Annotated in this window: 20 protein-coding genes; 1 reads left to right on the forward strand and 19 read right to left on the reverse strand. The window is 41.9% G+C overall.

Going from position 1 to position 22,341, the window contains the following annotated elements; all coding sequences use genetic code 11:
• Positions 1-118 precede the first annotated feature (118 nt).
• Positions 119-655 carry a ribonuclease E activity regulator RraA gene (gene rraA / locus ACTXGF_RS23215; RefSeq protein ID WP_443532513.1) on the reverse strand — a complete coding sequence of 179 codons (537 nt, stop codon included), beginning with the start codon at positions 653-655 and terminating at the stop codon, positions 119-121.
• 190 nt (positions 656-845) lie between these two features.
• Positions 846-1,547, reverse strand: coding sequence for an NAD-dependent epimerase/dehydratase family protein (locus ACTXGF_RS23220; RefSeq protein WP_443532511.1), 702 nt, complete (start codon positions 1,545-1,547; stop codon positions 846-848).
• A 464-nt stretch (positions 1,548-2,011) separates the two neighbouring features.
• Here ACTXGF_RS23220 and rpsT point away from each other — a divergent pair, with 464 nt between their 5' ends.
• Positions 2,012-2,278 carry a 30S ribosomal protein S20 gene (rpsT, locus tag ACTXGF_RS23225; RefSeq protein ID WP_010200097.1) on the forward strand — a complete coding sequence of 89 codons (267 nt, stop codon included), beginning with the start codon at positions 2,012-2,014 and terminating at the stop codon, positions 2,276-2,278.
• Positions 2,279-2,424: 146 nt separating this feature from the next.
• Here rpsT and ACTXGF_RS23230 read toward each other — a convergent pair whose 3' ends face one another.
• From ACTXGF_RS23230 to ACTXGF_RS23310, 17 genes are all read right to left on the reverse strand, one after another.
• Positions 2,425-3,261 (reverse strand): histidine phosphatase family protein, encoded by an 837-nt coding sequence (locus tag ACTXGF_RS23230; RefSeq protein WP_057759202.1) that lies wholly within the window; start codon positions 3,259-3,261, stop codon positions 2,425-2,427.
• A 159-nt stretch (positions 3,262-3,420) separates the two neighbouring features.
• Complete coding sequence (locus tag ACTXGF_RS23235) at positions 3,421-4,233, reverse strand: metallophosphoesterase (protein WP_443532510.1); 813 nt, start codon at positions 4,231-4,233, stop codon at positions 3,421-3,423.
• Positions 4,234-4,442: 209 nt separating this feature from the next.
• The gene (gene pyrF, locus ACTXGF_RS23240) at positions 4,443-5,141 is read right to left on the reverse strand and encodes an orotidine-5'-phosphate decarboxylase (RefSeq protein ID WP_443532509.1); all 699 of its coding nucleotides are present in this window, start codon (positions 5,139-5,141) and stop codon (positions 4,443-4,445) included.
• Between the two features lie 103 nt (positions 5,142-5,244).
• Positions 5,245-5,652 (reverse strand): lipopolysaccharide assembly protein LapA domain-containing protein, encoded by a 408-nt coding sequence (locus ACTXGF_RS23245; RefSeq protein ID WP_443532507.1) that lies wholly within the window; start codon positions 5,650-5,652, stop codon positions 5,245-5,247.
• Between the two features lie 62 nt (positions 5,653-5,714).
• Complete coding sequence (locus ACTXGF_RS23250) at positions 5,715-6,020, reverse strand: integration host factor subunit beta (protein WP_057759195.1); 306 nt, start codon at positions 6,018-6,020, stop codon at positions 5,715-5,717.
• Between the two features lie 324 nt (positions 6,021-6,344).
• Positions 6,345-8,033, reverse strand: coding sequence for a 30S ribosomal protein S1 (gene rpsA, locus ACTXGF_RS23255; RefSeq protein WP_443532505.1), 1,689 nt, complete (start codon positions 8,031-8,033; stop codon positions 6,345-6,347).
• A gap of 307 nt (positions 8,034-8,340) precedes the next feature.
• Positions 8,341-9,108 (reverse strand): (d)CMP kinase, encoded by a 768-nt coding sequence (cmk, locus tag ACTXGF_RS23260; RefSeq protein ID WP_443532503.1) that lies wholly within the window; start codon positions 9,106-9,108, stop codon positions 8,341-8,343.
• 189 nt (positions 9,109-9,297) lie between these two features.
• Positions 9,298-9,822 carry a tRNA adenosine(34) deaminase TadA gene (gene tadA, locus ACTXGF_RS23265; RefSeq protein ID WP_443532501.1) on the reverse strand — a complete coding sequence of 175 codons (525 nt, stop codon included), beginning with the start codon at positions 9,820-9,822 and terminating at the stop codon, positions 9,298-9,300.
• Between the two features lie 27 nt (positions 9,823-9,849).
• Positions 9,850-10,587 (reverse strand): uracil-DNA glycosylase, encoded by a 738-nt coding sequence (locus ACTXGF_RS23270; RefSeq protein ID WP_102094432.1) that lies wholly within the window; start codon positions 10,585-10,587, stop codon positions 9,850-9,852.
• A gap of 180 nt (positions 10,588-10,767) precedes the next feature.
• Positions 10,768-13,308, reverse strand: a complete 2,541-nt coding sequence (locus ACTXGF_RS23275) for an AAA family ATPase (RefSeq protein WP_443532499.1) — start codon at positions 13,306-13,308, stop codon at positions 10,768-10,770.
• A 637-nt stretch (positions 13,309-13,945) separates the two neighbouring features.
• Positions 13,946-14,341, reverse strand: coding sequence for an ATP-dependent Clp protease adaptor ClpS (locus ACTXGF_RS23280; RefSeq protein ID WP_101206289.1), 396 nt, complete (start codon positions 14,339-14,341; stop codon positions 13,946-13,948).
• Positions 14,342-14,507: 166 nt separating this feature from the next.
• Positions 14,508-15,374, reverse strand: coding sequence for a hypothetical protein (locus tag ACTXGF_RS23285; protein WP_443532497.1), 867 nt, complete (start codon positions 15,372-15,374; stop codon positions 14,508-14,510).
• 103 nt (positions 15,375-15,477) lie between these two features.
• Complete coding sequence (gene argC, locus ACTXGF_RS23290) at positions 15,478-16,545, reverse strand: N-acetyl-gamma-glutamyl-phosphate reductase (protein ID WP_443532495.1); 1,068 nt, start codon at positions 16,543-16,545, stop codon at positions 15,478-15,480.
• A 136-nt stretch (positions 16,546-16,681) separates the two neighbouring features.
• On the reverse strand, positions 16,682-17,818 hold the full coding sequence (gene hemE, locus ACTXGF_RS23295; protein ID WP_191114928.1) for a uroporphyrinogen decarboxylase: 1,137 nt from the start codon (positions 17,816-17,818) through the stop codon (positions 16,682-16,684).
• Positions 17,819-17,910: 92 nt separating this feature from the next.
• Complete coding sequence (proB, locus tag ACTXGF_RS23300) at positions 17,911-19,083, reverse strand: glutamate 5-kinase (RefSeq protein ID WP_057759177.1); 1,173 nt, start codon at positions 19,081-19,083, stop codon at positions 17,911-17,913.
• A 77-nt stretch (positions 19,084-19,160) separates the two neighbouring features.
• On the reverse strand, positions 19,161-20,366 hold the full coding sequence (gene cgtA, locus ACTXGF_RS23305) for an Obg family GTPase CgtA (protein ID WP_057759175.1): 1,206 nt from the start codon (positions 20,364-20,366) through the stop codon (positions 19,161-19,163).
• 290 nt (positions 20,367-20,656) lie between these two features.
• Entirely contained in the window at positions 20,657-22,099 is a 1,443-nt protein-coding gene (locus ACTXGF_RS23310) for a glyceraldehyde-3-phosphate dehydrogenase (RefSeq protein WP_443532493.1), read from the reverse strand.
• Between the last annotated feature and the right edge of the window lie 242 nt (positions 22,100-22,341).

The raw sequence follows: 22,341 nt of genomic DNA on the forward strand, positions 1-22,341 counted from the left end.
CTCATTAATGATTGAGTGTTAACAACGATTATTGCTCTTTAACTGTCATTACATAACAAAAAACCCCAACTTATCAGCTGAGGTTTTCATTTTTGCTAATCAAGCCAAGCCTAAAACTTCAGCTGATAAGTGGTTTATCACTAGCGATGATGCCATTGTTATCAGCATAAACGAACATACCCGAGTTCAACGTTAAATCACCAAAGCTGATTTCGACATCCGTTTGACCTTCATCACGGCGAGTTGATTTACGCGGGATACAACCAAGCGCCATCACACCAAGTTCCATCTCTGCCATGTCATCAACATCGCGGACACAGCCATATACAATTACCCCAGCCCAGCCATTATCGATAGCCGATTGTGCAATCATATCGCCTAGTAATGCACAGCGCATAGAGCCGCCGCCATCAACGACCAATACCTTACCATTGCCTTCTTTGTCTTTGCCATCGCTATTCAATAATGATTTAACACGGCTATTATCTTCAAAACACTTAACTGTCACGATTTCACCACAGAATCTGTCTTTTGCACCAAACTGACGGAATGACTTACCTTCTATATTTGGTAAGCATACTTGAGACTCAGGATTGGCATCCAATAGATCACAAGTGACAAAATTTCCTCTATCCATTTGTATCGATTCTGACATTGCTCCTGCTCCTTGTTTTAGTGATTCAACTGACTGGTGTTTCAATATTTATTGATGCTTTGATAATAGTTATTGTGTTTTTTACTTTTGTATTCTCGTTCTAATGCAATCTTGTCCTAATGCAATTAACAATCGGTATCTGTAACTTTCCAGTTTTGAGACTGAATCTGTCACTAGAAAAACTGTCCTTTTATTTTTTAACACGGGTCATCGCTAGCATCTGCTTATTTTCGATAGTGTCGATATGCTTGATTTGAGGTTCAGTACGATATTTACTACGATGGTAGATATCATGAGCACTCATGGCCATAGCACTGGCAACGCGTTTAGCAGAAATAGGATGTAACGATAGTGACTCTGACACGAGCGGCGATATGAGTTTAAAGGCTTTTTGACCAATGCTTTCAAGTGGACGACCTTTATGCTTACCAAGCAATAATGAAGGGCGGAAGACGACCAATTGGCCAAAATCTAATGCCATAACAGCCTGCTCTGTTTCAGCCTTGACTCGATTGTACAGAAAACGACTGTCAATATCTGCATTCATTGAGGAGAGTAAAAAGAAGTTCTCTACCCCTTTGTCACGACATAACTTGGCAAAATTTACATTATAGTCTCGATCTACTTTGCGAAAAGCCTCATCACTACCAGCCTGCTTTTTTGTCGTACCCAAACAACTAAAAGCATCCGTGGTTCGATCTGCACCAACGCTTGCAAACACTTCAGAGAGATTATCAAAATCATTGATTTGATAAAAACGCATGCTGGCATTAATGTAGCGTGGCGGACGACGAGCAATCACAATCAATGTGTCATAAAGCTCACTCAGTTGCTTTACCAAATGCTGCCCTACTAACCCCGTTGCGCCAATCACAATTGCTTTTCGCTGCATATCCTATCCACTTATATAACATTAGATGAACTATATTGATGAGAAAATACCTATATCAAGGTCTATCGTTAGAATATCATACCTAAATTCCTCCATAACTGACGCTATTATATAGGATATATTGTAAGAGATTTTATCAACCCTCTATGTCTGTCAGCGCTTACTAAGGATTTAGTTACTAGAATGACCCAAATTCGATGATATTACGTAACTTCTTTGAGCATTAATCATCAAATATATTGTCCTTAGTTCAATAATTTGCTAAGATAATCGGCTTTACACGTCAACGCTGTTTAATTATTCCAAACAGCTCTGACGCTTACGATGATCTATTCATATTAGATACTTTAATATCAGACATCGACATCATATTTGACGAGACGGCTGCTCGTCACCGATGATTGTTAAACCCATTATTGCAATCAACATTCATATTTTTATCTATCTTTATCAAGGAGATACGCGTGGCTAATACTGCACAAGCTCGTAAACGCGCCCGTCAAAACACCAAACGTCGTCAGAACTCTGCGTCACAACGCTCTATGGTTCGTACTTACTTAAAACGTGTTGATGCGGCTATCGCAGCTAAAGATTATGACGCGGCTACCGAAGCTTACAAAAAAGCGGTACCAGTTCTTGATCGTATGGCTGACAAAGGTATTATTCATAAGAATAAAGCTGCTCGTCGTAAGAGCCGCCTAAACAAAACAATCAAAGGCCTACAAGCTTAAGATTTGTATTGATTAGACCGCATTTCGCTTTTATAGCGTAATGACTAAAACCTTGTTACTGGTTCTAATACCGTAGCAAGGTTTTTTTATGCCTGTTTAAAATGTATTCAACGAATATCAACTCATTTTAATGTTTGAATAAAACGTCAATTCCACTGCACTTCTGGCGGCAATAGCAACTTGCTAGGATGATAGCCAGCTGCACGGTAACCGTCTAATAATGAACTAATCGGTCGAGTATATACTTGACCTCGCCAGATGAAATGTGCGCTCGCTTGATCAAATGGCTTATCATCAAACCATAAAAATACGCCCTCCATCATCTTCGGCCAATCATTCCAATCAATCTCTACCACATCGAACATGACGGCTAAGAACGCAGATAGCAATGTGTCATGACTCACAGCGAGCATCAGATGGCCATGCTGCGGCTGATTTTGGTAAAAAAGCGACAGAATATCCAAACCGCCTTGATAGGTATTTTTAGTCCCTTCGAGATTGCCTTGCAAAAAGCGATTGATAAAGTTCAGGACGCCAATTTCTTTGAACACAGGGTTGGCTATTTCAGGTTCGGTGACGAGGCTACCAGGCTCAACTAACAATGATTGATGCGTAATGTCACGCCGTAGTCCTGCCCCCTCTTGCATCAGCTGCGCGGTATCGATACAACGACCAATGGGGCTGGAGATACTATCGACGTCGAGCGAATATGGCAAATGACCTGATAACCACCGACCCCAAGACTTTGCCAGTATACGGCCTTTAGGAGTCAATGGTAACTGATAGCTGGCAAAGCCATTACCATCAGAGCGCTCTCGTAAAGAGTGCCTGGTAAATAGAATCAGCCGCTTATTTTCAGGCAATAGACTGACGGAGGAAATCATACTATCTGGTAGGTGCGAAGGTGCAGGCGCGCTTGGGGTGTGACTCGCGAGCTTGTCAGCAGATATTTTGGACAGGGTGTTATTCAGATATTTACTCATGATAGCAAGCCTAGCAGATTTCTTATCAGGAATGAACCACAGACAAATCTAGTTGCAATATATCTTATAAATACTCTGCACTCTTTCAAAAAAAACACTTTGTTCAAAAAAGTCTATGTCTAGAATAAATGGAGGTTTGCAAGATATTTACACACGGTCCTAGCCAATATCAATGACTTTGTCCCATGCAAACTCTAATGCCGTACTACTGACCTCATTAGGATAGGCTCGTGGATTGACAATCACTCGCGTATTACCAATTTTATAGTCAAATGCTTCATGAGTATGTCCATGTACCCATAGCATCGGTGCCCAATCCTTATGCATCCATCCTGACAAGTCACTGACGAAAGCCGCATTACTCGGTAGATTGGCATACTTTTCAGACACCGATAACGCACTGACACTATGATGACTCATGACTACTGTTTTTTTACCAAGTTTATGAGATTCAATCAAAGCTTGTTGTAGCCACTGACGATGCTCCGCATGAATCTGCATAGATACTTCAGGTGAAAAAAATTCGTTGCCTGCATAGATTTGCTTGTAGTCACGCATAAAATGACGAGCAGCGGCCATGGTGTCTTCGTTAGCATGATACTGATAGTCGGTCCAAAGCGTACAACCTAAAAGGCGTATATCACCGATATCGATATGCTGGCATTGTAATACGCGAACACCCTTTTTAGACGCAGTATCATAGTTATCCCAAGTTGCCAGTTTATGGTCAAAGCTCAACACGTCTTCATCAAAGTATTCATGATTACCAGCGATAGTAATCAGGGGAACTTCTAAGCGCGCCGCTTGTTCTTGCAACCACGGCATACCTTTGTCACTATTAGCAGTATCCCCTGCTACTAATACTAAATCTGCATCAGTTTTAGGAATATGTCCAACGGGGTGCGACTGACGTGCATAACTATCAATATGTAAGTCACTCAATATCTGTAATTTCATATTATCCAACATCATTTAGTGGCGTTATTATTAAAAACCTAATTAGCGATAAACACTCATAGCAGTACTACTGATATTTAGCTACGTGAGCGTTTTTAATATAGTTATTATATTTTAGACAGGTTGTAAGAATAAATTTAAGTAGTGTAGCAGCTTTTTCTATACCATCAAAAAGTAAAAAGACAGCCATTTAGGCTGTCTTTTTACTTAATGTCTATTAAAACTTAAATACTTTGAAGTATTGTCTGTAGTTTAGCAGCAGGATCTGAAGCTTGAGTGATCGAACGGCCAATGACTAAATAATCAGAACCGTCTATTAGTGCCTGACTTGGTGTACAGATACGTTTTTGATCATCTGCATTGTCTTCAGCTAAGCGAATACCAGGCGTTACCAGTTTGAAGTCTTGACCACATAATGCTTTGAGTGCCTTTGCTTCTTGAGCCGAGCATACTACCCCGTCTAGAGCAGCCTGCTTAGTCAGTTGTGCTAGTCGGCTCACTTGGGTATCTAAGCTATCAGTGATGCCTGTTTGCATCAACGCTTCACTATCCATAGAGGTTAATACGGTAACTGCAATAAGTAAGGTATCAAGATCTCTATCTAGCAAACGCTGTTTTGCCAACGACATGGCTTCTAACCCTGCGCTAGCATGGACATTCACCATCCATACACCAAGTTCAGCGGCAGCCAATACTGCTTGAGCAGTAGTATTAGGAATATCATGGAATTTTAGGTCTAAGAACACTTCAAAATCACGTTGATGCAGTGCCTTGATGATATCAGGGCCACAACGCGTAAATAGCTCTTTACCGACTTTCAATCGACATTGAGATGGATCTAACTGGTCAGCTAGCGCTAGAGACGCCTCTACCGTCATATTGTCTAGAGCGACGATAACTGGAGAGTTAATTACATTATTCATGGTTTTACCATATATTTTGAGTTATCAAAGTATTGTATTTGAGGTCAATACTGCGTTCGTGAAGCTATCACCTAGCAGATCACATAAAAGATCACCTAACGACTTAATCTCTTCTACGCTTAGTCAGAGTAGAGCCTTCAGTTAGGCTAGTTGCGTCAGTATTCTGTACATTGGTAGTAGAAGCACCATAAACAGCTTCATCTACTGTTGGCGCGCTTGCTTGACGATCGATAACGGTATTAGCTTGAGTCAATTGCTCTTGCAGGTTTGCGTTTGCTTTTTGCAGACGTGAGATTTCCCACTTATTCTGTAGCACACGAAAGATAAGCAATGCCAGTAAAATACCAATAACAATACCTAGCATCAAACACAAAATAAGTAGCAACCCTAGATTCATCGTAGGTGCTTGTGAAAACAGTAGGTTGACTCCGACCTCAGTATTATTTGCCAATACCAAACCAAGTGAATAGGCAAAGCTCAAGAATAGCAATACAAATAGTAGAAAGCGCATGAGACAGTTACCTCAGTTTGGAATGATAAATTTTGACGGTTCGATAGTGGGTGCTGGTTTAATTAACCGTTTGCTACCGTATCGTTTACTGCTTCGCGTAGAGCCTTACCTGGCTTAAAATGCGGAATCGCTTTAGCCGGTACAGGTACGCTTTCACCTGTCTTAGGATTGCGCCCCATACGGGCACGGCGGTGATGTAGACAAAAACTACCGAATCCGCGAACTTCGACTCGGCCATCATTGGCTAAAGTATGGGTCATCAAGTTTAAGATTTCACGCACTGCGTCATCAACCACGGTATCTGCCATGTTGTCACAGTTTGCACTCAAATTACTGATAAATTCGGATTTGTTAATCGCTTGCTGCATTATTACGCTTGCCTTATTGATTGATGGATAAGCTGATGATAAGTCAACGCTCTATAGTACGTAAATGCGTTTGGATAATTAAACTATATATACTGAATCTTTGAAAACTAACATTCAGAATCGTATTATGACTATAAAAAGCTTATAACTATCATCTCGTTACTCAATGGTGCAAATGATAGCGGATATTAGCGTAAATGGGAATAAGAGTTTGCCCATTTGGCTAAAAACCTCTATTACTAACTGTGTTAATAAAATCTAATCATAAAAAAAAGCGACCGAAGTCGCTTTTTTTATATTACTTTTATATCAATAGTTTGCAGCTTATTGCATTTGCTCTTTGATCAAATCACCAATAGTTTTTGGCTGTGCATCAGAACCTGGAGCAGCAGCAGTGTTCGTGCTACCAAGATCTTTAATCGCTTGACGCTCTTCAGCTTCGTCTTTCGCTTTGATAGACAAGTTGATGTTGCGTGTTTTACGATCAACACTGATGATTTTCGCTTCAACGTCATCACCAACAGTCAGATGCTTAGTTGCATCTTCAACGCGGTCACGTTGGATTTCAGAAGCACGTAGATAAGCTTCAACTTCGTCAGCAAGTTCGATAGTAGCACCTTTAGCGTCTACTTCTTTTACTTTACCATTAACGATAGCACCACGGTCATTGTTGACTAGGTATTCGTTGAATGGATCAGAGCTTAACTGCTTAACACCTAGGCTGATACGGTTAGCTTCTGCATCTACAGACAATACCATTGCTTCAACGGTGTCACCTTTATTGTAGTTACGGATAGCATCTTCGCCAGTTTCGTTCCAAGAGATATCAGATAGATGAACAAGACCATCAATACCACCGTCTAGACCGATAAAGATACCGAAGTCAGTGATTGATTTGATAGTACCAGTGATTTTATCACCGCGCTCATGTTTCTTATCAAACTCATCCCATGGATTAGCTAGAGTTTGCTTGATACCTAGGCTAATACGACGACGTTCTTCATCGATATCAAGAATCATTACTTCAACTTCATCGCCCACTTGAACTACTTTAGATGGGTGGATGTTTTTGTTGGTATGATCCATTTCTGATACGTGTACTAGACCTTCAATACCTTCAGAAATCTCAGCGAAACAACCATAGTCAGTCAAGTTGGTTACGCGAGCTTTTACAACACTACCTACTGGGTAAGTGCCGCCAACGTTATCCCAAGGATCAGTACCAAGTTGTTTTAGACCTAGGCTAACGCGGTTGCGTTCACGGTCAAACTTCAATACTTTAACTTTTAGATCTTGGCCAACTTCAACAACTTCAGATGGATGCTTGATACGACGCCATGCCATGTCAGTGATGTGCAATAGACCATCGATACCACCTAGATCAACGAACGCGCCGTAATCAGTAAGGTTCTTAACGATACCTTCGATCTCGATGCCTTCTTCAAGCTTGTTCAATAGCTCTTCGCGCTCAGCTGAGTTTTCAGCTTCCATAACTGCACGACGGCTAACAACAACGTTGTTGCGCTTCTGGTCAAGTTTGATGACTTTGAATTCTAGCTCTTTGCCTTCAAGATGCGTTGTATCACGGATAGGACGTACATCTACCAATGAACCTGGTAAGAACGCGCGTACTGAACCGATATCTACAGTGAAACCGCCTTTAACTTTGCTTGAGATAATACCTTTAACGATTTCATCGTTATCAGCGATTTTTTCAAGGAAGTTCCAAGTTTCAACACGTTTAGCTTTCTCACGTGACAGCAAGGTTTGACCCATGCCGTTATCAACCGCTTCAACTACGACATCAACGCTATCGCCAACTTCAACTTCAAGTTCGCCTTCTTCGCTTAAAAACTCTTCACGAGCGACGATACCTTCAGATTTAAGACCAGTATCTACTGTGATCCAATCGCTATCGATGGCCACAACAGCACCTGTAATAACCGAGCCACGCTCGATATCTAGGCCCTGCTCTTCAATGCTCGCTTCAAATAGTTCAGCAAATGATTCCATTATGTCTACCTTTGTATAGCCGTATCCTGTCCAGCACAGTACGGATCAAATTTATGATTGTATAGAACGAAATACTGGTTTTATATCCCATGCAATCATATAAAAAAACGTTTGTTGATAGCGAGCTCATCGTAATTAAAACTGACTAACAACAACTGTCTTATATCGAATGCAATACCCTAAACAAAATAGGTTTTTCTTACTGCTTCAATAAAATTTCACTTAACCGTATTATTTTATACTAAAACAATGATTAATAGGAAACTTTTTAGTACTTAATATGTTGTTTTTACTAGCTATTAAATAACTAACTAGTGAAAAACACACCTTTATCTTGGCAATGCTTTTTGACCTGCTCATATACTGCATCAGCGTCAAGCGCTGAACTATCAAGCAATAAAGCATCTGCCGCAGGCTTCGATGGCGCTGTACTACGATTTTCATCACGGTCATCACGCTCTTTTATTGTCGCTAAAATCGCCTCAAAATCTGCTGTTTGACCAGCGTTCAACAACTGAGTCACACGGCGCTCTGCACGTGCTTCAGCACTGGCCGTCAAAAACACCTTAACATCAGCATCTGGGAAAACAACCGTACCCATATCGCGACCATCAGCAACCAAACCTGAACGAGTGGCCATATCTTGTTGTAGCTTTAGCAATGCTTGGCGAACCTGTGGAAAGACAGCTATTTGTGATGCATAGCCTCCGACCGTTTCATTGCGTACTTGCTCACCTACTGCTTGTCCATTAACAATGATATCTACACGCCCTGAGTCATTGTTCGGTACAAACGCTATCTCCAAGCTCTCAGTCAATGCTAATACAGCATCTTCGTCAATTGGTTGGCTAGCATCTGCGCTGATTATACCCGCTTCAAAGGCTTTTAGCCCAACAATTCTATAAAGCGCACCAGAGTCTAACAACTGATAACCCAGTACTTGTGCCAGACGCCATGTAACAGTGCCTTTACCAGCGCCACTAGGACCATCGATACAAATAACAGGATAGCGCACTAATGAGGTGTGGCTATTCTCTGTATTGAGTAAAACATTATCAGGTGTAGAACTAGTCATAATACTTACTCAATAATATGCGTTACTTATATCGCTTATCGTATGTTATTAATAAAACAATATTTATTTGTATGTTAAGTCTTTAATAGCCTATTAAGATGGGTGCTATCAAATAGGGCAATATTATAGCAAAAAATCATCGTGACCACTAGCACCAAGACTGATATCTTGTTTATTAGTATTTTGAGTTTACATAGTGGCTCTATTCTTTTTCGCCGCTTGCCTACGCTCACGAAAAAACGTCTTGAGTATTTGACTGCTATGCTCGCTGCATAACCCACTATAGGCTTGAATACTGTGATTATAGAAAGGTTGTAATGATAAGTCCATTTGACTACCAACCATCCCAGCACGCGGTTCACTCGCTGCGTACACCAACTTGTTTACACGCGCATGGATTAATGCACCGATACACATTGTACAAGGCTCTAAAGTGACATATAGAGTAGTCTGTAGCGGCAGTCGATAGTTTTCTAAACGCGTACAGGCGTCTCTCAATGCAACTATCTCTGCATGAGCAGTAGCATCATGGCTACTAATAGGTTGATTAAACCCTTCACCGATAATCTGCTGATCATGTACCAATACCGCACCTACCGGCACCTCTCCTCGTTCAGCACCTTGCTTAGCAAGTTCAATTGCCTCTCGCATCCATTTAATATCTTCAACTGACCAAAAGGTGCTGGCCTGTATATTTAAAGGTTGGTACGGCATTAAGCTTATATTCTGTATATTTTGCATTTATTGTGGTAATTGCCAGTCAATTGGAGTTTGGCCATACTGCACCAAGTAGTCATTTGTTTTAGAAAAAGGTTTAGTGCCAAAGAAACCGCCACGGTTTGCCGCCAGTGGTGATGGATGTACCGCTGTCAGAATCAAATGCTTATCCGTGTCGATATACTTACCTTTCTTTTGGGCTTTACTACCCCACAAAATAAATACGGTATGCTTTGTCTGTTCATTAACGGCATCGATGACAGCATCAGTAAACTGCTCCCAGCCTTTATTTTGATGACTGTTTGGCTCGCCTTCTCGTACAGTCAGTGAGCTATTGAGTAGTAGAACGCCTTGCTGTGCCCAGTATGTCAAATCGCCATGCGCTGAAGGCCGAATGCCAATGTCATCTGCCATTTCTTTGAGCAAATTATTTAACGATGGTGGCTTAGGAATGGCTTTAGGAACAGAAAATGATAACCCCATAGCCTGACCTGGACGATGGTAAGGATCTTGGCCCAAGATTACCACTTTGACTTGCGATAACGGCGTGAGGTTAAGCGCATTGAACATCAATGGTGCAGGCGGATAGATACTATCATCCGACTGATAGGCCTCTTTTAAAAAAGCGCGTAGATTGTCCATATTCTCAGACGTTAATTCATCTGCTAATGCTGTTTTCCAGTCTTCTGGTAAACGGACATTGTCTAAAATCGCTTGTTTTTGTTCTGGAGTCTTGGTTTTCGGTTCATCAAACAGTTCCATAGTGTGTCCTTTTTATACTTGTTATCATGTTATAAGTTCCATAGCTTCGTTAAAGCCAGCTTACTGTAAATAATCATACTAACAAAAAATGATGTGCTCTTTGTTGATGAATTATAGCAATAAAAAAACGGCTACCGCAGTAATACGGTAGCCGTTTTTATGACATCAATATTAAACAACTTAGCTAGCAAGAGACTCAGAATCAGGATGTGGCTCATGAGTTTCAACGACTGTCAGAATAATACGACTATCAGCTGAGCCTTTGTCTGATACCTTATCGAGCTTCATCGTGTCACTCTCTTGAGAGTCATCGACTTCAGGCTCTAAGGTCAGGTGTACTACCCCGCCATTTACCAAATCACCAAACAAAATCATACTTGCCAATGGTTTTTTGATTTCATCTTGAATCAGACGTTGCATCGGACGTGCACCCATTAGACGGTCATAGCCTTTATCTGCTAGGTAATCACGTACATCATCATCAATCTCTAATGTCACTTGCTTATCATCAAGCTGTACTTGTAATTCAACTAAGAACTTATCGACAACCGATACAACAACTGATGTATCTAGAGGGTTGAACTGAATAATGGCGTCTAAACGATTACGAAACTCTGGCGTAAAGACACGTTTCAGCGACTCTGTATTATCACGGCTATGGTCTTGTTGAGTAAAGCCCATTGACGAGCGACTGATACTATCAGCACCAACGTTCGTTGTCATAATAACGATGACTTGCTTAAAGATAGCCACACGACCATTGTTATCGGTTAACGTCCCGTGATCCATCACTTGTAGTAACAAGTTGAACACATCTGGATGCGCCTTTTCAATCTCATCAAGCAACAACACGCAATGTGGATGCTGATTGATTTTTTCGGTGAGTAAGCCGCCTTGATCATAGCCAACATAACCTGGAGGCGCGCCAATCAAACGTGATGCCGTGTGCGCTTCCATATACTCTGACATATCAAAGCGTACCAATTCTACACCTAACAGATTGGCTAACTGACGCGATACTTCTGTTTTACCCACACCAGTTGGACCTGCAAACATAAATGAACCGATTGGTTTATCAGGTGCTTTTAATCCTGCACGTGATAGCTTGATAGCATCAGCCAACGTAGCAATCGCCTCATCTTGACCAAACACCAAGTGCTTAAGGTCTCGATCTAGGTGCTCAAGGATACTCTTGTCATCACTCGATACAGATTTGGGTGGAATACGTGCCAGTTTAGCAATAATAGCTTCGATATCAGCCACATCGATTTTCATCGGTGGCTTTTGACCTTTTGACAATTTCACACCATCTGCCGATTTAGCACTATCGCTTGCTTTCGCAGTCGCTGCTTCATCCTGCATTTCATTATCTGTATCACCATCGATACCTTCGATATCAGCATCAATCTGCGCATCAAAATCCTGCTCTAAATCAGCAATGAAACTTTCTTCCGCTTCGATATCATCGACATCAGGCACCACGCCTAAGCGCTTATACGCACCTGCTTCGTCAATTACGTCAATGGCTTTGTCAGGTAAAAAACGCTCATGAATATGTTTGGCTGATAACTGTACAGCTGTGACCAACGCTTCATCCGTATACTCAACATTATGGAATTCTTCATAACGAGGTTTTAGACCACGCAGGATATCGATGGTGTCATCCACGCTTGGTTCTTTAACATCAATTTTTTGGAAACGACGCGACAATGCATGGTCTTTTTCAAATACTTGACGATATTCAGTAAAGGTTGTTGAACCAATACAACGCAGCTCACCGTTAGCAAGCGCTGGCTTGATAAGGTTCGATACGTCCATATTGCTGCTCATAGATGAACCAGCACCAATAATCATATGAATTTCATCGATAAAAAGAATAGCATTTGGTTTTTTCTTTAGCGCATCAAGCAATGATTTCATGCGTTTTTCAAAGTCACCGCGATACTTAGTTCCCGCAATTAGTGAACCAATATCAAGGCTATAAATCACGCAACCATTAAGCGGTTTCGGTGCTTTATCGTTAATGATTAACCATGCTAAACCTTCAGCAATAGAGGTTTTACCTACGCCAGGCTCACCTACTAGCAATGGGTTATTTTTACGACGACGACACAGTACTTGGGCAGCACGTTCAATCTCAGAGGCACGGCCAATCAAAGGATCTGTTTTACCTTCGGCAGCTCGCTGGTTTAGATTGGTTGCAAATTCAACCAATGGGTCTTTGCTAGTCTTTTCAGAAGCACTACGACGCTCAGTACCTGCAGAACCGCGTGATTCAGATGGCTCTTCTTTATCTTGGCCGTGTGATAAATACTGGGTTAGCTCAAGGCGACTGATGCCTTGTTTTTTAAGCAAGTAGACAGCATAGGTATCATGTTCTGAAAACATAGAGACCAAAATATCAGACCCTTCTACCAAGCGACCACCACCGATCGATTGCACGTGAAAAATAGCACGTTGCAAAATACGATCAAAGCTTTGAGTCGGCTGCGGTGACTGTTCTGTATCAGCATCGATAGTTGGCGTGTGTTTATTAATATAAATCTCAAGCTCAGTACGCAACGCCGAGACATTAGCATTACAAGCAGTCAACGTATTGGCAGCATGAGTGTTTTCTAATAAGGCCAAAAGCAAGTGTTCAACAGTGAGATACTCATGCGATTTTTGGCGCGCAAGCGTCATTGCTAAACGTAGAGAAACTTCAAGATGACGACTTAACATAACAACTTCCTACGGTTATATCTATCTTTATAATTGATAGTTTTATGAATGAGTTAGTAAGTAAATCAGGGCGGTAGATGAATTGTTCAAGGGCTATATTCGTATTATTAGAAGTCATGAATAAATGAGGTGAGCGGTAGACTATTTACTAAATACTATAATCTCTCTATCAGCCAACAGTAATCACAACTATCCATGGCCGCTTTTCTTTATATCAACACGATACTTCGACGGAGTCAATCTATTAACACAGACTAAAATGTATCAAAGCGTGCTACAAGCTAGTAGCGACAACCTTAATAACGAATATTAAATGTTGAAAAACTGATTAGATAGAAAGAGAGATTGATATTTTCGAAGCTAGTAATGACGTGGTTTTAGCAAGTTTAACTGAGATACTTAGTCTAATACTATTGAATAGGACTGTTTAATAGATAGGGTTATTTGCTATAGAAATCAATACTATATGGATAATAAAACTATTTTAAGAGGCAAAGTTCATATATAAGAGGAGTGACTGAAAAGTCAAAAAAGCTCACTATAAAGGTGAGCTTTGATATGGATTACTTAGAAATAGAGAATAGTAGGTAAAGCTTTGGTAGAGCCATATATCAGTATAAGAAATTAATAAATTGCTCTACTCGCCTTGATGCGGTTCGATTTGGGTCAATAGCGGATAACCTTCACGATGTGCCAGACTATTTACTTTTTTGGCCTTAGTCTCGGCGATATCTTTAGGATAAATGCCAGCAATACCTTTGCTGCTATTATGAATAGTCAGCATAATCTCGACCGCAGAATCCATACTATGACGAAATTCTGACTGCAATATGTATACAACAAACTCCATCGGCGTGTAATTGTCATTGTACATAACGACCGCATACATAGGCGGTTTGGCTACTTCAGGCTCTGCAACCAACACATCTGCTTGCGGTGACGTTTCACCATCGGTATCACCGTCTTGTGCACGATGAGCAGGCATATTGGGAAAGTGCCAATCAGCAACCGTTGGCGTGGCTTGTGATATCATTTTTTTCATCATAATCAAAATATAATTATAAGGTAAGTTTAAGATAGAAGAGGTTATTAAGGCAGGCGATGAGGCATGGTATAAAGCACAACCACTAATTAGGGCTATTGTGCTTCGATTTCAACCACAGCATCGTCACTGAGTATTTCATTAAAATATGAGGTAATTAAGGTACGATAGGACTTTCATCAACTTCTGGTAAATCTAAAAGCGATGGTAGCATGTTATCCACACTATCACCGAGCTTCCAGTCATACAACTGCTCTACTTTCTGACCACCAGCTTGCAAAGTCAGTTTGGCTTGTAATGGTCTAAAGCCTGATGGCATTACAAAGCGACCACGTATCCGAACGATACCTTCGATCATATGGTATGCAGGGTCAAGTGGCACCTCTACAAGGTCATCATTATTAAGTAGCATCAATACAGGCCTCAAGCGTTTGGCTTGACCATCGCTGCTGAGCATCCCAATATCAAAACCATACTCAAAAGCATTTTCAGGTAATGGCGAAATTTTGGCACCTAATACCTGTAAAGGCATACCACCTTTCTTACGGATGACATCTGAATATAACTCGTTAAGCTGTGATACTTGCTTATTTTCTACTGTTAATTCTTGCTGGCTTTCACGCAGTTCTTTTAAATTAGCCAAACTGATGGCCAGTTCTTGTTTGGCAGTTGCCGCTTGGTTGGTGGCTATCTTATTGCTCAGGCGCAAATCTTCTAGTGCTTGTGTCGCTTCAGTGCTATCGATGATTGCTTGCTTGGCTTCTGTTTCCATCGAATGAAGGCCACGTTGGTAACCAAGCTTATGACCGAATACCAGTCCAACCACCGCTGTCACTAATACGGCTACAACAAATAGTGCCAATACCAATGTAGAAGCGCCGCGTTGTGAGCTATCGATACCACTTATAGGGACATTATTATTTCTAAAGGAATGCTGTTTGCGCTCCAAGCTAGGTATAACCGAGTTTTTACACGATAGACGTGCTGGCTGTGAGCAAAAGCGTAGTACGAGCGGAACACGCATTTAGACAGTATCTCTTAAGGGTAAGGGCAAGTCATTATAGCCGAATTTATAATCAATACCTAGCACCGTAAATGTGAATGATTGGAATATGAAGTCGTTGATATTAAGGAACAATCGGTGCAAAGTTCAGCCCCATTGACTCATCAAAACCGAACATTACGTTCATGTTTTGCACAGCCTGCCCAGCAGCACCTTTGACTAAGTTATCTTGAACGACGATGACCGTTAGCTCAGCGCGCTCATTATCCTGATGTACCGCAATGCGTAGACGGTTACTAGCGCGAACACTGCGCGTATCGGGATAAAGCCCCTTTGGCATGACATCAACAAACAACTCTGACGCATAGCTATTTTCAAATGCTTGCTGCCAATCGATAGCAGCACCTGCGTCAGTCAGCCCCATATGAATAGAGCTTAGCATGCCACGAATCATCGGTACCAAATGCGGCAAAAAGCGAATGCGATGCGCGAACTGACTATCTAGTAACTGTGCAACACCCTGCTCAATCTCTGGTAAATGACGATGGCCTTCGACGCTATAAGCCTTAAAGCTATCTGTTGTCTCAGCATAGTTAAGTGCAAGCGATGCTTGACGACCTGCGCCAGATACACCAGATTTTGCATCGATAACAATACGAGACTCGATCAAACGCTCTGCTTGCTTATTCTGGGCTTCAATAATTGGTTTTAGACCCAAGATTGCAGTAGTTGGATAACAACCTGGGTTGCCTACTAGTAACGCATTCGCAAGCTTGTCACGATTGATTTCTGGTAGACCGTAGACTGCTGTTTTCAACAATTCAGGGCAAGCATGTGACTGCTTGTACCAGTGCTCAAAGTCAGTCAGTGACTGCAAACGAAAATCAGCAGCCAAATCGATGACCTTGACACCAGCTTGAGTAAGCGCTTCAGCTTGCTTCATTGCTACGCCATGTGGCGTCGCAAAAAACACAACATCGCATTTTTGCAATGCAGCAAGCGTATTATCACCCAAGTCGCTAAAAACGATATCAGACACACCACGTAAGCTCGGGAAGATTTCATCAGCACGAGTGCCAGCTTCGCTACGAGAAGTTAATAAATCAATAGAAACCTCAGGATGAGCAGATAATAAGCGAATGAGCTCAATACCCGTATAGCCTGTACCACCGACGATCGCTGCTGAAATCATAAAACACCCTTTTCTTGGTAAATACTAAATATGCACTGATAGATTCTATATTTGCTTATAACTCATGCAATTATATAAATTATACAGTTCCACAAGTGCGAACAAATACAGAATCACTCTCTAAATATTCTGACTCTTAAATTTTATAATCGTGTACTGCATCCACAAACACTTTGGCATTGTCAGGGTTGACCCACTGGGTGATACCATGACCTAAGTTTGCTATGTAACCAGTCTTTTCACCATCAGCATAAGCACGGTCAAGCATCGCATTGACTTCAGAGCGGATAGTCGCAGGCGAGCCGTATAACGTCGCTGGGTCTAAGTTACCTTGGATAGCTTTGCTGCTCTGCAGTTTTTTATGCTTTTTGGTCAATTGACGCTGACTTTCAGTCAATACTTGACGTGCACGATCAATCGGCATCGTCCAGTCTAGACCTAAGACATCTGCTTCGCTGTCAGCCTGAATATCAAGCCATAACCCACCACCTTTAGTGAATAGCACTACAGGCACTTGTGGATGACGTTCCTTTAGTTCGGCGACAATACGTTTATTATAAATGTGTGAAAATTCGATAAATTGACGATGACCTAACGCTCCGCCCCAACTATCGAATATCTGTACAATTTGAGCGCCAGCGACGATTTGGGCATCTAAATAGTCAATAACTGACGTTGCAAGCTTGTCTAGTAACTGATGTAAAAAATCAGGGTTACTATACAAAAAGCCTTTGGTATAACGATAATCTTTCGAGCTACCGCCTTCTATCATATAAGTAGCCAACGTCCATGGACTACCAGAAAAACCAAATAATGGAACTTGTCCATTCAATGCTTTACGAATACTGGTTACGGCACGCATGACATAGTCTAGAGAGTCGTTTGGCTCAAGCACTGGCAATCTATCAAGATCAGCCTGCTCACGAATAGGATGTTTGAACTTAGGGCCTTCACCTGTTTCGAAATACAAGCCCAATCCCATCGCATCAGGGATAGTTAGAATATCACTAAATAAAATAGCAGCATCTAAGTCATAGCGACGCAATGGCTGTAGAGTCACTTCAGTAGCACGGTCTGTATCTTTGCACAGGCTCATAAAGTCACCCGCTTCAGCACGAGTGGCCTTATATTCTGGCAAATAGCGACCAGCTTGGCGCATCATCCATACCGGTGTGGTATCGATGGGCTCAAAACGTAATGCACGTAGCAATCTATCATTTTTTAAAGGTGCAAACTGTTGCTGAACCGAGTTACTACCGTCTGAAGCACTCATGTACAAATCTCCAAAACAGCATAATATCCATATTTATAAATGGATATTGTGCTGGATAAAATAAGTTGAATAAAAAAGGTTATATGAAAGCGCTATACAGTTAATGCAAGGTTGTCGCGATGTACCATGACGACACGTTCTTCGCTACTGCCAAAGATCTTATCGAACTGTTCGGTACGCTCACGAGCGACGCGGCGCGCATCATTCGATGAAAAGTTTACCTGCCCAACGGCTATGCGTTCGCCAGTATCTTGATGAATGATTTCTACCACATCACCTTCATCAAATCCGCCCTGCACTTCTACAACACCCACTGGCAATAAACTTCTATTGTGCTCAGTCAATGCTCTTGCAGCACCTGCATCGACGACCAAGCTACCTGACATACGTAGATGCGCAGCTAGCCATTGTTTACGCGCGATGATTTTATCTTCGTCATTAGTCGTCAGTAACGTACCTACAGCTTCGCCTGATACCACACGAGTAATAACGTCATCGATAGCACCGCTAACGATAACGGTAGGACAGCCACCCATTGCCGCAAGGCGTCCAGCACGGATTTTGGTCAACATACCACCGCGTCCAAGCTTACCGCCGTCTCCTGCAATATCAAATAAATAATCAGCCATTGCACGTTCTTGGCGAATCATCTTGGCATCAGGATTATCACGTGGGTTATCAGTGAAGACACCTTCTTGATCGGTTAAAATAATGTACAAATCAGCATTAACCATCGCGGCTGCCATCGCACCCAAGGTATCGTTATCGCCAAATTTAATCTCATCAATCGTGATAGTATCGTTTTCATTAATAACAGGTAGTACGCGCCACTCTAATAACTGTGTCAGCGCACCAGTGGTATTGAGATAACGACTACGATTAGACAAGTCATCATGAGTTAGCAGAAGCTGCGAGCTTTGAATACCATGCTGAATCAAAGCTGACCACCATGTTTCAATCAACCCCATTTGACCAATAGAAGCACAGGCCTGTAGTGCTGCTAGTTTTTTGGGACGTTCCTCAAGGTTCATACGCACCACACCTTCAGCAACGGCACCTGATGATACTAGCAGTACCTCAACGCCTTTTTTGTGTAACTTAGCAATTTGCTTTGCCCACTCATATATGGCAGTACGATCCAGCCCTCGACCGTTATTGGTTAATAGTGATGAACCAATTTTGACAATAACGCGCTGAATATCAAAGTTGCGAGTTTGCTTAACAAATCTTGCTTCTTCCATCGTGTTTGCTATGTCATCTGCCATATAAACTCCTTTTTTCATATCAATTGATTGTAGGGATTAAATTCACAATTCAAGTATAACTGCTCAAGCATACTAGCTTAAGGAACGTACATTACCTCAACGCCATCGTCATCATCGTCGTCAAAATCAGACGCATCCAAGCCTTCACGTGCTGCTTTACGAGCCGCACGATATGCTTCACGCTGTGCTTCAGTGTTCAGACGTACTTCAGCTTCTAAACGCTCAAAACGTTCTTTTTGTGCTTCAGCGAAGATAGGATCTTCTATTTCACGCTCACGCTCAAGTTCGATATCATTCATTAGATGATATTTGACCGCATCAACGCCTTCACCAGTTAGCGTTGCCGTACGGAAGACCATACCAGTCCAACCAAGCTCTGCGACAATATGAGTACAAAGCGCATTCAAATCTTCATCATTGACCTGATCGATTTTGTTTAATACCAAAATCTGCGGCAAGTTGGCCAATTCAGGAGAAAAACGCTCAAGCTCGTTTAAGATAACGCGAGCATTCTCGACTGGATCACTCCCATCAACAGGCTTGACATCAACTAAGTGTAGCAGACGACGCGTACGCGCAACATGCTTTAAGAAGCGAATACCAAGTCCTGCACCTTCTGATGCACCTTCAATAAGACCAGGAATATCTGCCATTACAAATGAACGATGACGACCAATATCGACCACACCCAAGTTTGGTACTAGCGTGGTAAACGGATAATCAGCCACTTTTGGTCTAGCAGCAGAGACTTGACGGATAAAGGTCGATTTACCAGCATTAGGCAAACCAATCAAACCAACATCAGCCACTACTTTTAGCTCAAACTTAAGAACTTTTAGCTCGCCTTCAAAACCTGACGTCGCTTTACGCGGTGCTTGGTTGGTCGAGCTTTTGAAATGGGTATTACCCAGACCACCATCGCCACCTTTGGCAATCAGTAGTGTCTGGCCAATCTCAATCAAATCGCCCAATACTTCGTCTGTCTCGGTATCAACTACCGTGGTACCAACTGGTACTGGCAAATAAAGATCATCAGACCCTTTACCTGAACAGTTTCTACTATGGCCGTTCTCAGCACGCATGGCGTCATGACGACGCGTATAACGATAGTCAACTAGGGTGTTGGTGTTGTCTTCTGCAATGACATATACATCTCCGCCCTTGCCGCCATCACCACCATCAGGTCCACCACGTGGGACATACTTCTCTCGGCGAAAACTGGCGATTCCGTTACCACCGTCACCTGCTTTTACCGTTACGACGGCTTCATCAATAAATCGCATCTTACGTTCCTTAATTCACAATCCAGTCTATAAACTGGTTACAACCAACGGTTGTATTTTGGGGTTTTGCTATGTTGTTGCGTCAAAATAAACACTGTATAAATACTACTTTTACTTAGTGCCCATTATGACAATAACACCCGATAATCAATCGGACTATCGGGTGTTTAAGTATGACAGTTAAAGTCCTACCAAGCTATTTAAAGTAGCATCTGCTACAGCGCCATTCTTATGACACGATAGCGCTACTATACTTGGTATGACGTTATTGCTCTACTGTATTTAGTAATCTATGCTGGAATCTGAGCGTAGCTGATTCCTGCCATTTGCGTCGCCAAACGCAATACCTGAGTACTATAACCTACTTCGTTGTCATACCAAACATATACGATGGCTTGGTTGTCAGTCAAAATAGTGGCTTGAGCATCGATAATACCAACATGGGTCGTACCAACAAAGTCAGTTGATACCGCTTCTGTAGAATCCGTATATGCAATCTGCGACTGCCAAGTGCTGCTGTTAGCCATTTTACGCAAGAACTCATTCAACGCATCAGCGCTTGCTGGAGCAGTTTTCAGATTCACGTTCAAAATTGCTAGGCTGACGTTTGGTGTTGGTACACGAATAGCGTTACCCGTTAGCTTACCATTTAGTTCTGGCAATGCTTTACCAACAGCTTTTGCAGCACCTGTACTGGTGATAACCATGTTCATTACCGCACTACGACCACGGCGGTCTGCTTTATGATAGTTATCAACCAAGTTCTGATCATTGGTAAATGAGTGAATAGTCTCTACATGACCATTTACAATACCGTATTCATCATTCAATACATTCAACGTTGGCGTAATCGCATTGGTCGTACAGCTAGCAGCACTAACGATCGTGTCGTCACCAACGGTGTCATTGTTCACACCATAAACGACGTTTTTGATATCGCCGCCAGCAGGTGCTGTTAGTAGCACTTTTTTCACGCCAGTAGACTGTAAGTGCTTACCAAGGCCCGCTTCGTCTTTCCAGATACCTGTGTTATCGATAACAAGAGCGTTGTCGATACCATAAGCAGTATAGTCGATTTCGCTTGGGTCTTTGGCATAGATAACTTGTACAAAACGACCATTAACGATCATGCCGTTATTATCATCATCAATGCTGATGCCGCCTAAGAATCTACCATGGATTGAGTCACGCTCAAGCAATGAGATGCGCTTAGCCAAGTCGCCAGCAGCAGCTGGACGTACAACGATCGCTTTTAGCTGTAGACCTTTTGCGCTTGACGCTTGTGACAATAGCAGACGAGTCAAGATACGACCGATACGGCCAAAACCATACAGCACAACATCCGTCGCGCCATTCACAGCACCAGCGTTGTTGATAGACTGTAGAGCGGTTTGTAAGTCAGTATCATTAGCAATCAATTGACCAACGTCAATACGAGCGGCTTGAATATCAGTGTTTTCTGAGATAACTTTTACCATCGCTAGAGTATCAGCGATATCGATAGCCTTGGCGCCATGATCGCGTAGTGCTACTTTTTGATGTAAAGCAAGTATTTGACCAACTGAGGTAGAGTCTAGCGTTTCGCCAAACAAAGTCACTTGTACGTCTTGCTTGTTATAGAGCTTGTTTAGTAGCCCCATAAGCTCAATCGCTTGTTGCTCTTGATTGTTGTAGTTGTTCAAGTGGTCTTGATGTAATTGGCGTAAGGTATCAGCGTTGCTCACGAGAAACATCCTTATGGTCAGTAATGTATGATCAATAAAATATGAAGAAGTGTAAAATAGATAGGTCGTGTATGCTCTAAATGGCGACTCTAATATGATAATCAACCACTATCAATATGGGTTATTGACGCTAGAGTATTTGAATTGCCTAGATTTTAGCCTAAAACGCCTCATTTTGCCAGTAGTAACCGATTAGCTAGCGTCCATAATAGGTTTCATTCTCGTATATAGTTCTCATATACAGCTAATAA

The organism is Psychrobacter sp. 1Y6 (assembly GCF_052258385.2).
Lineage (GTDB): Bacteria > Pseudomonadota > Gammaproteobacteria > Pseudomonadales > Moraxellaceae > Psychrobacter.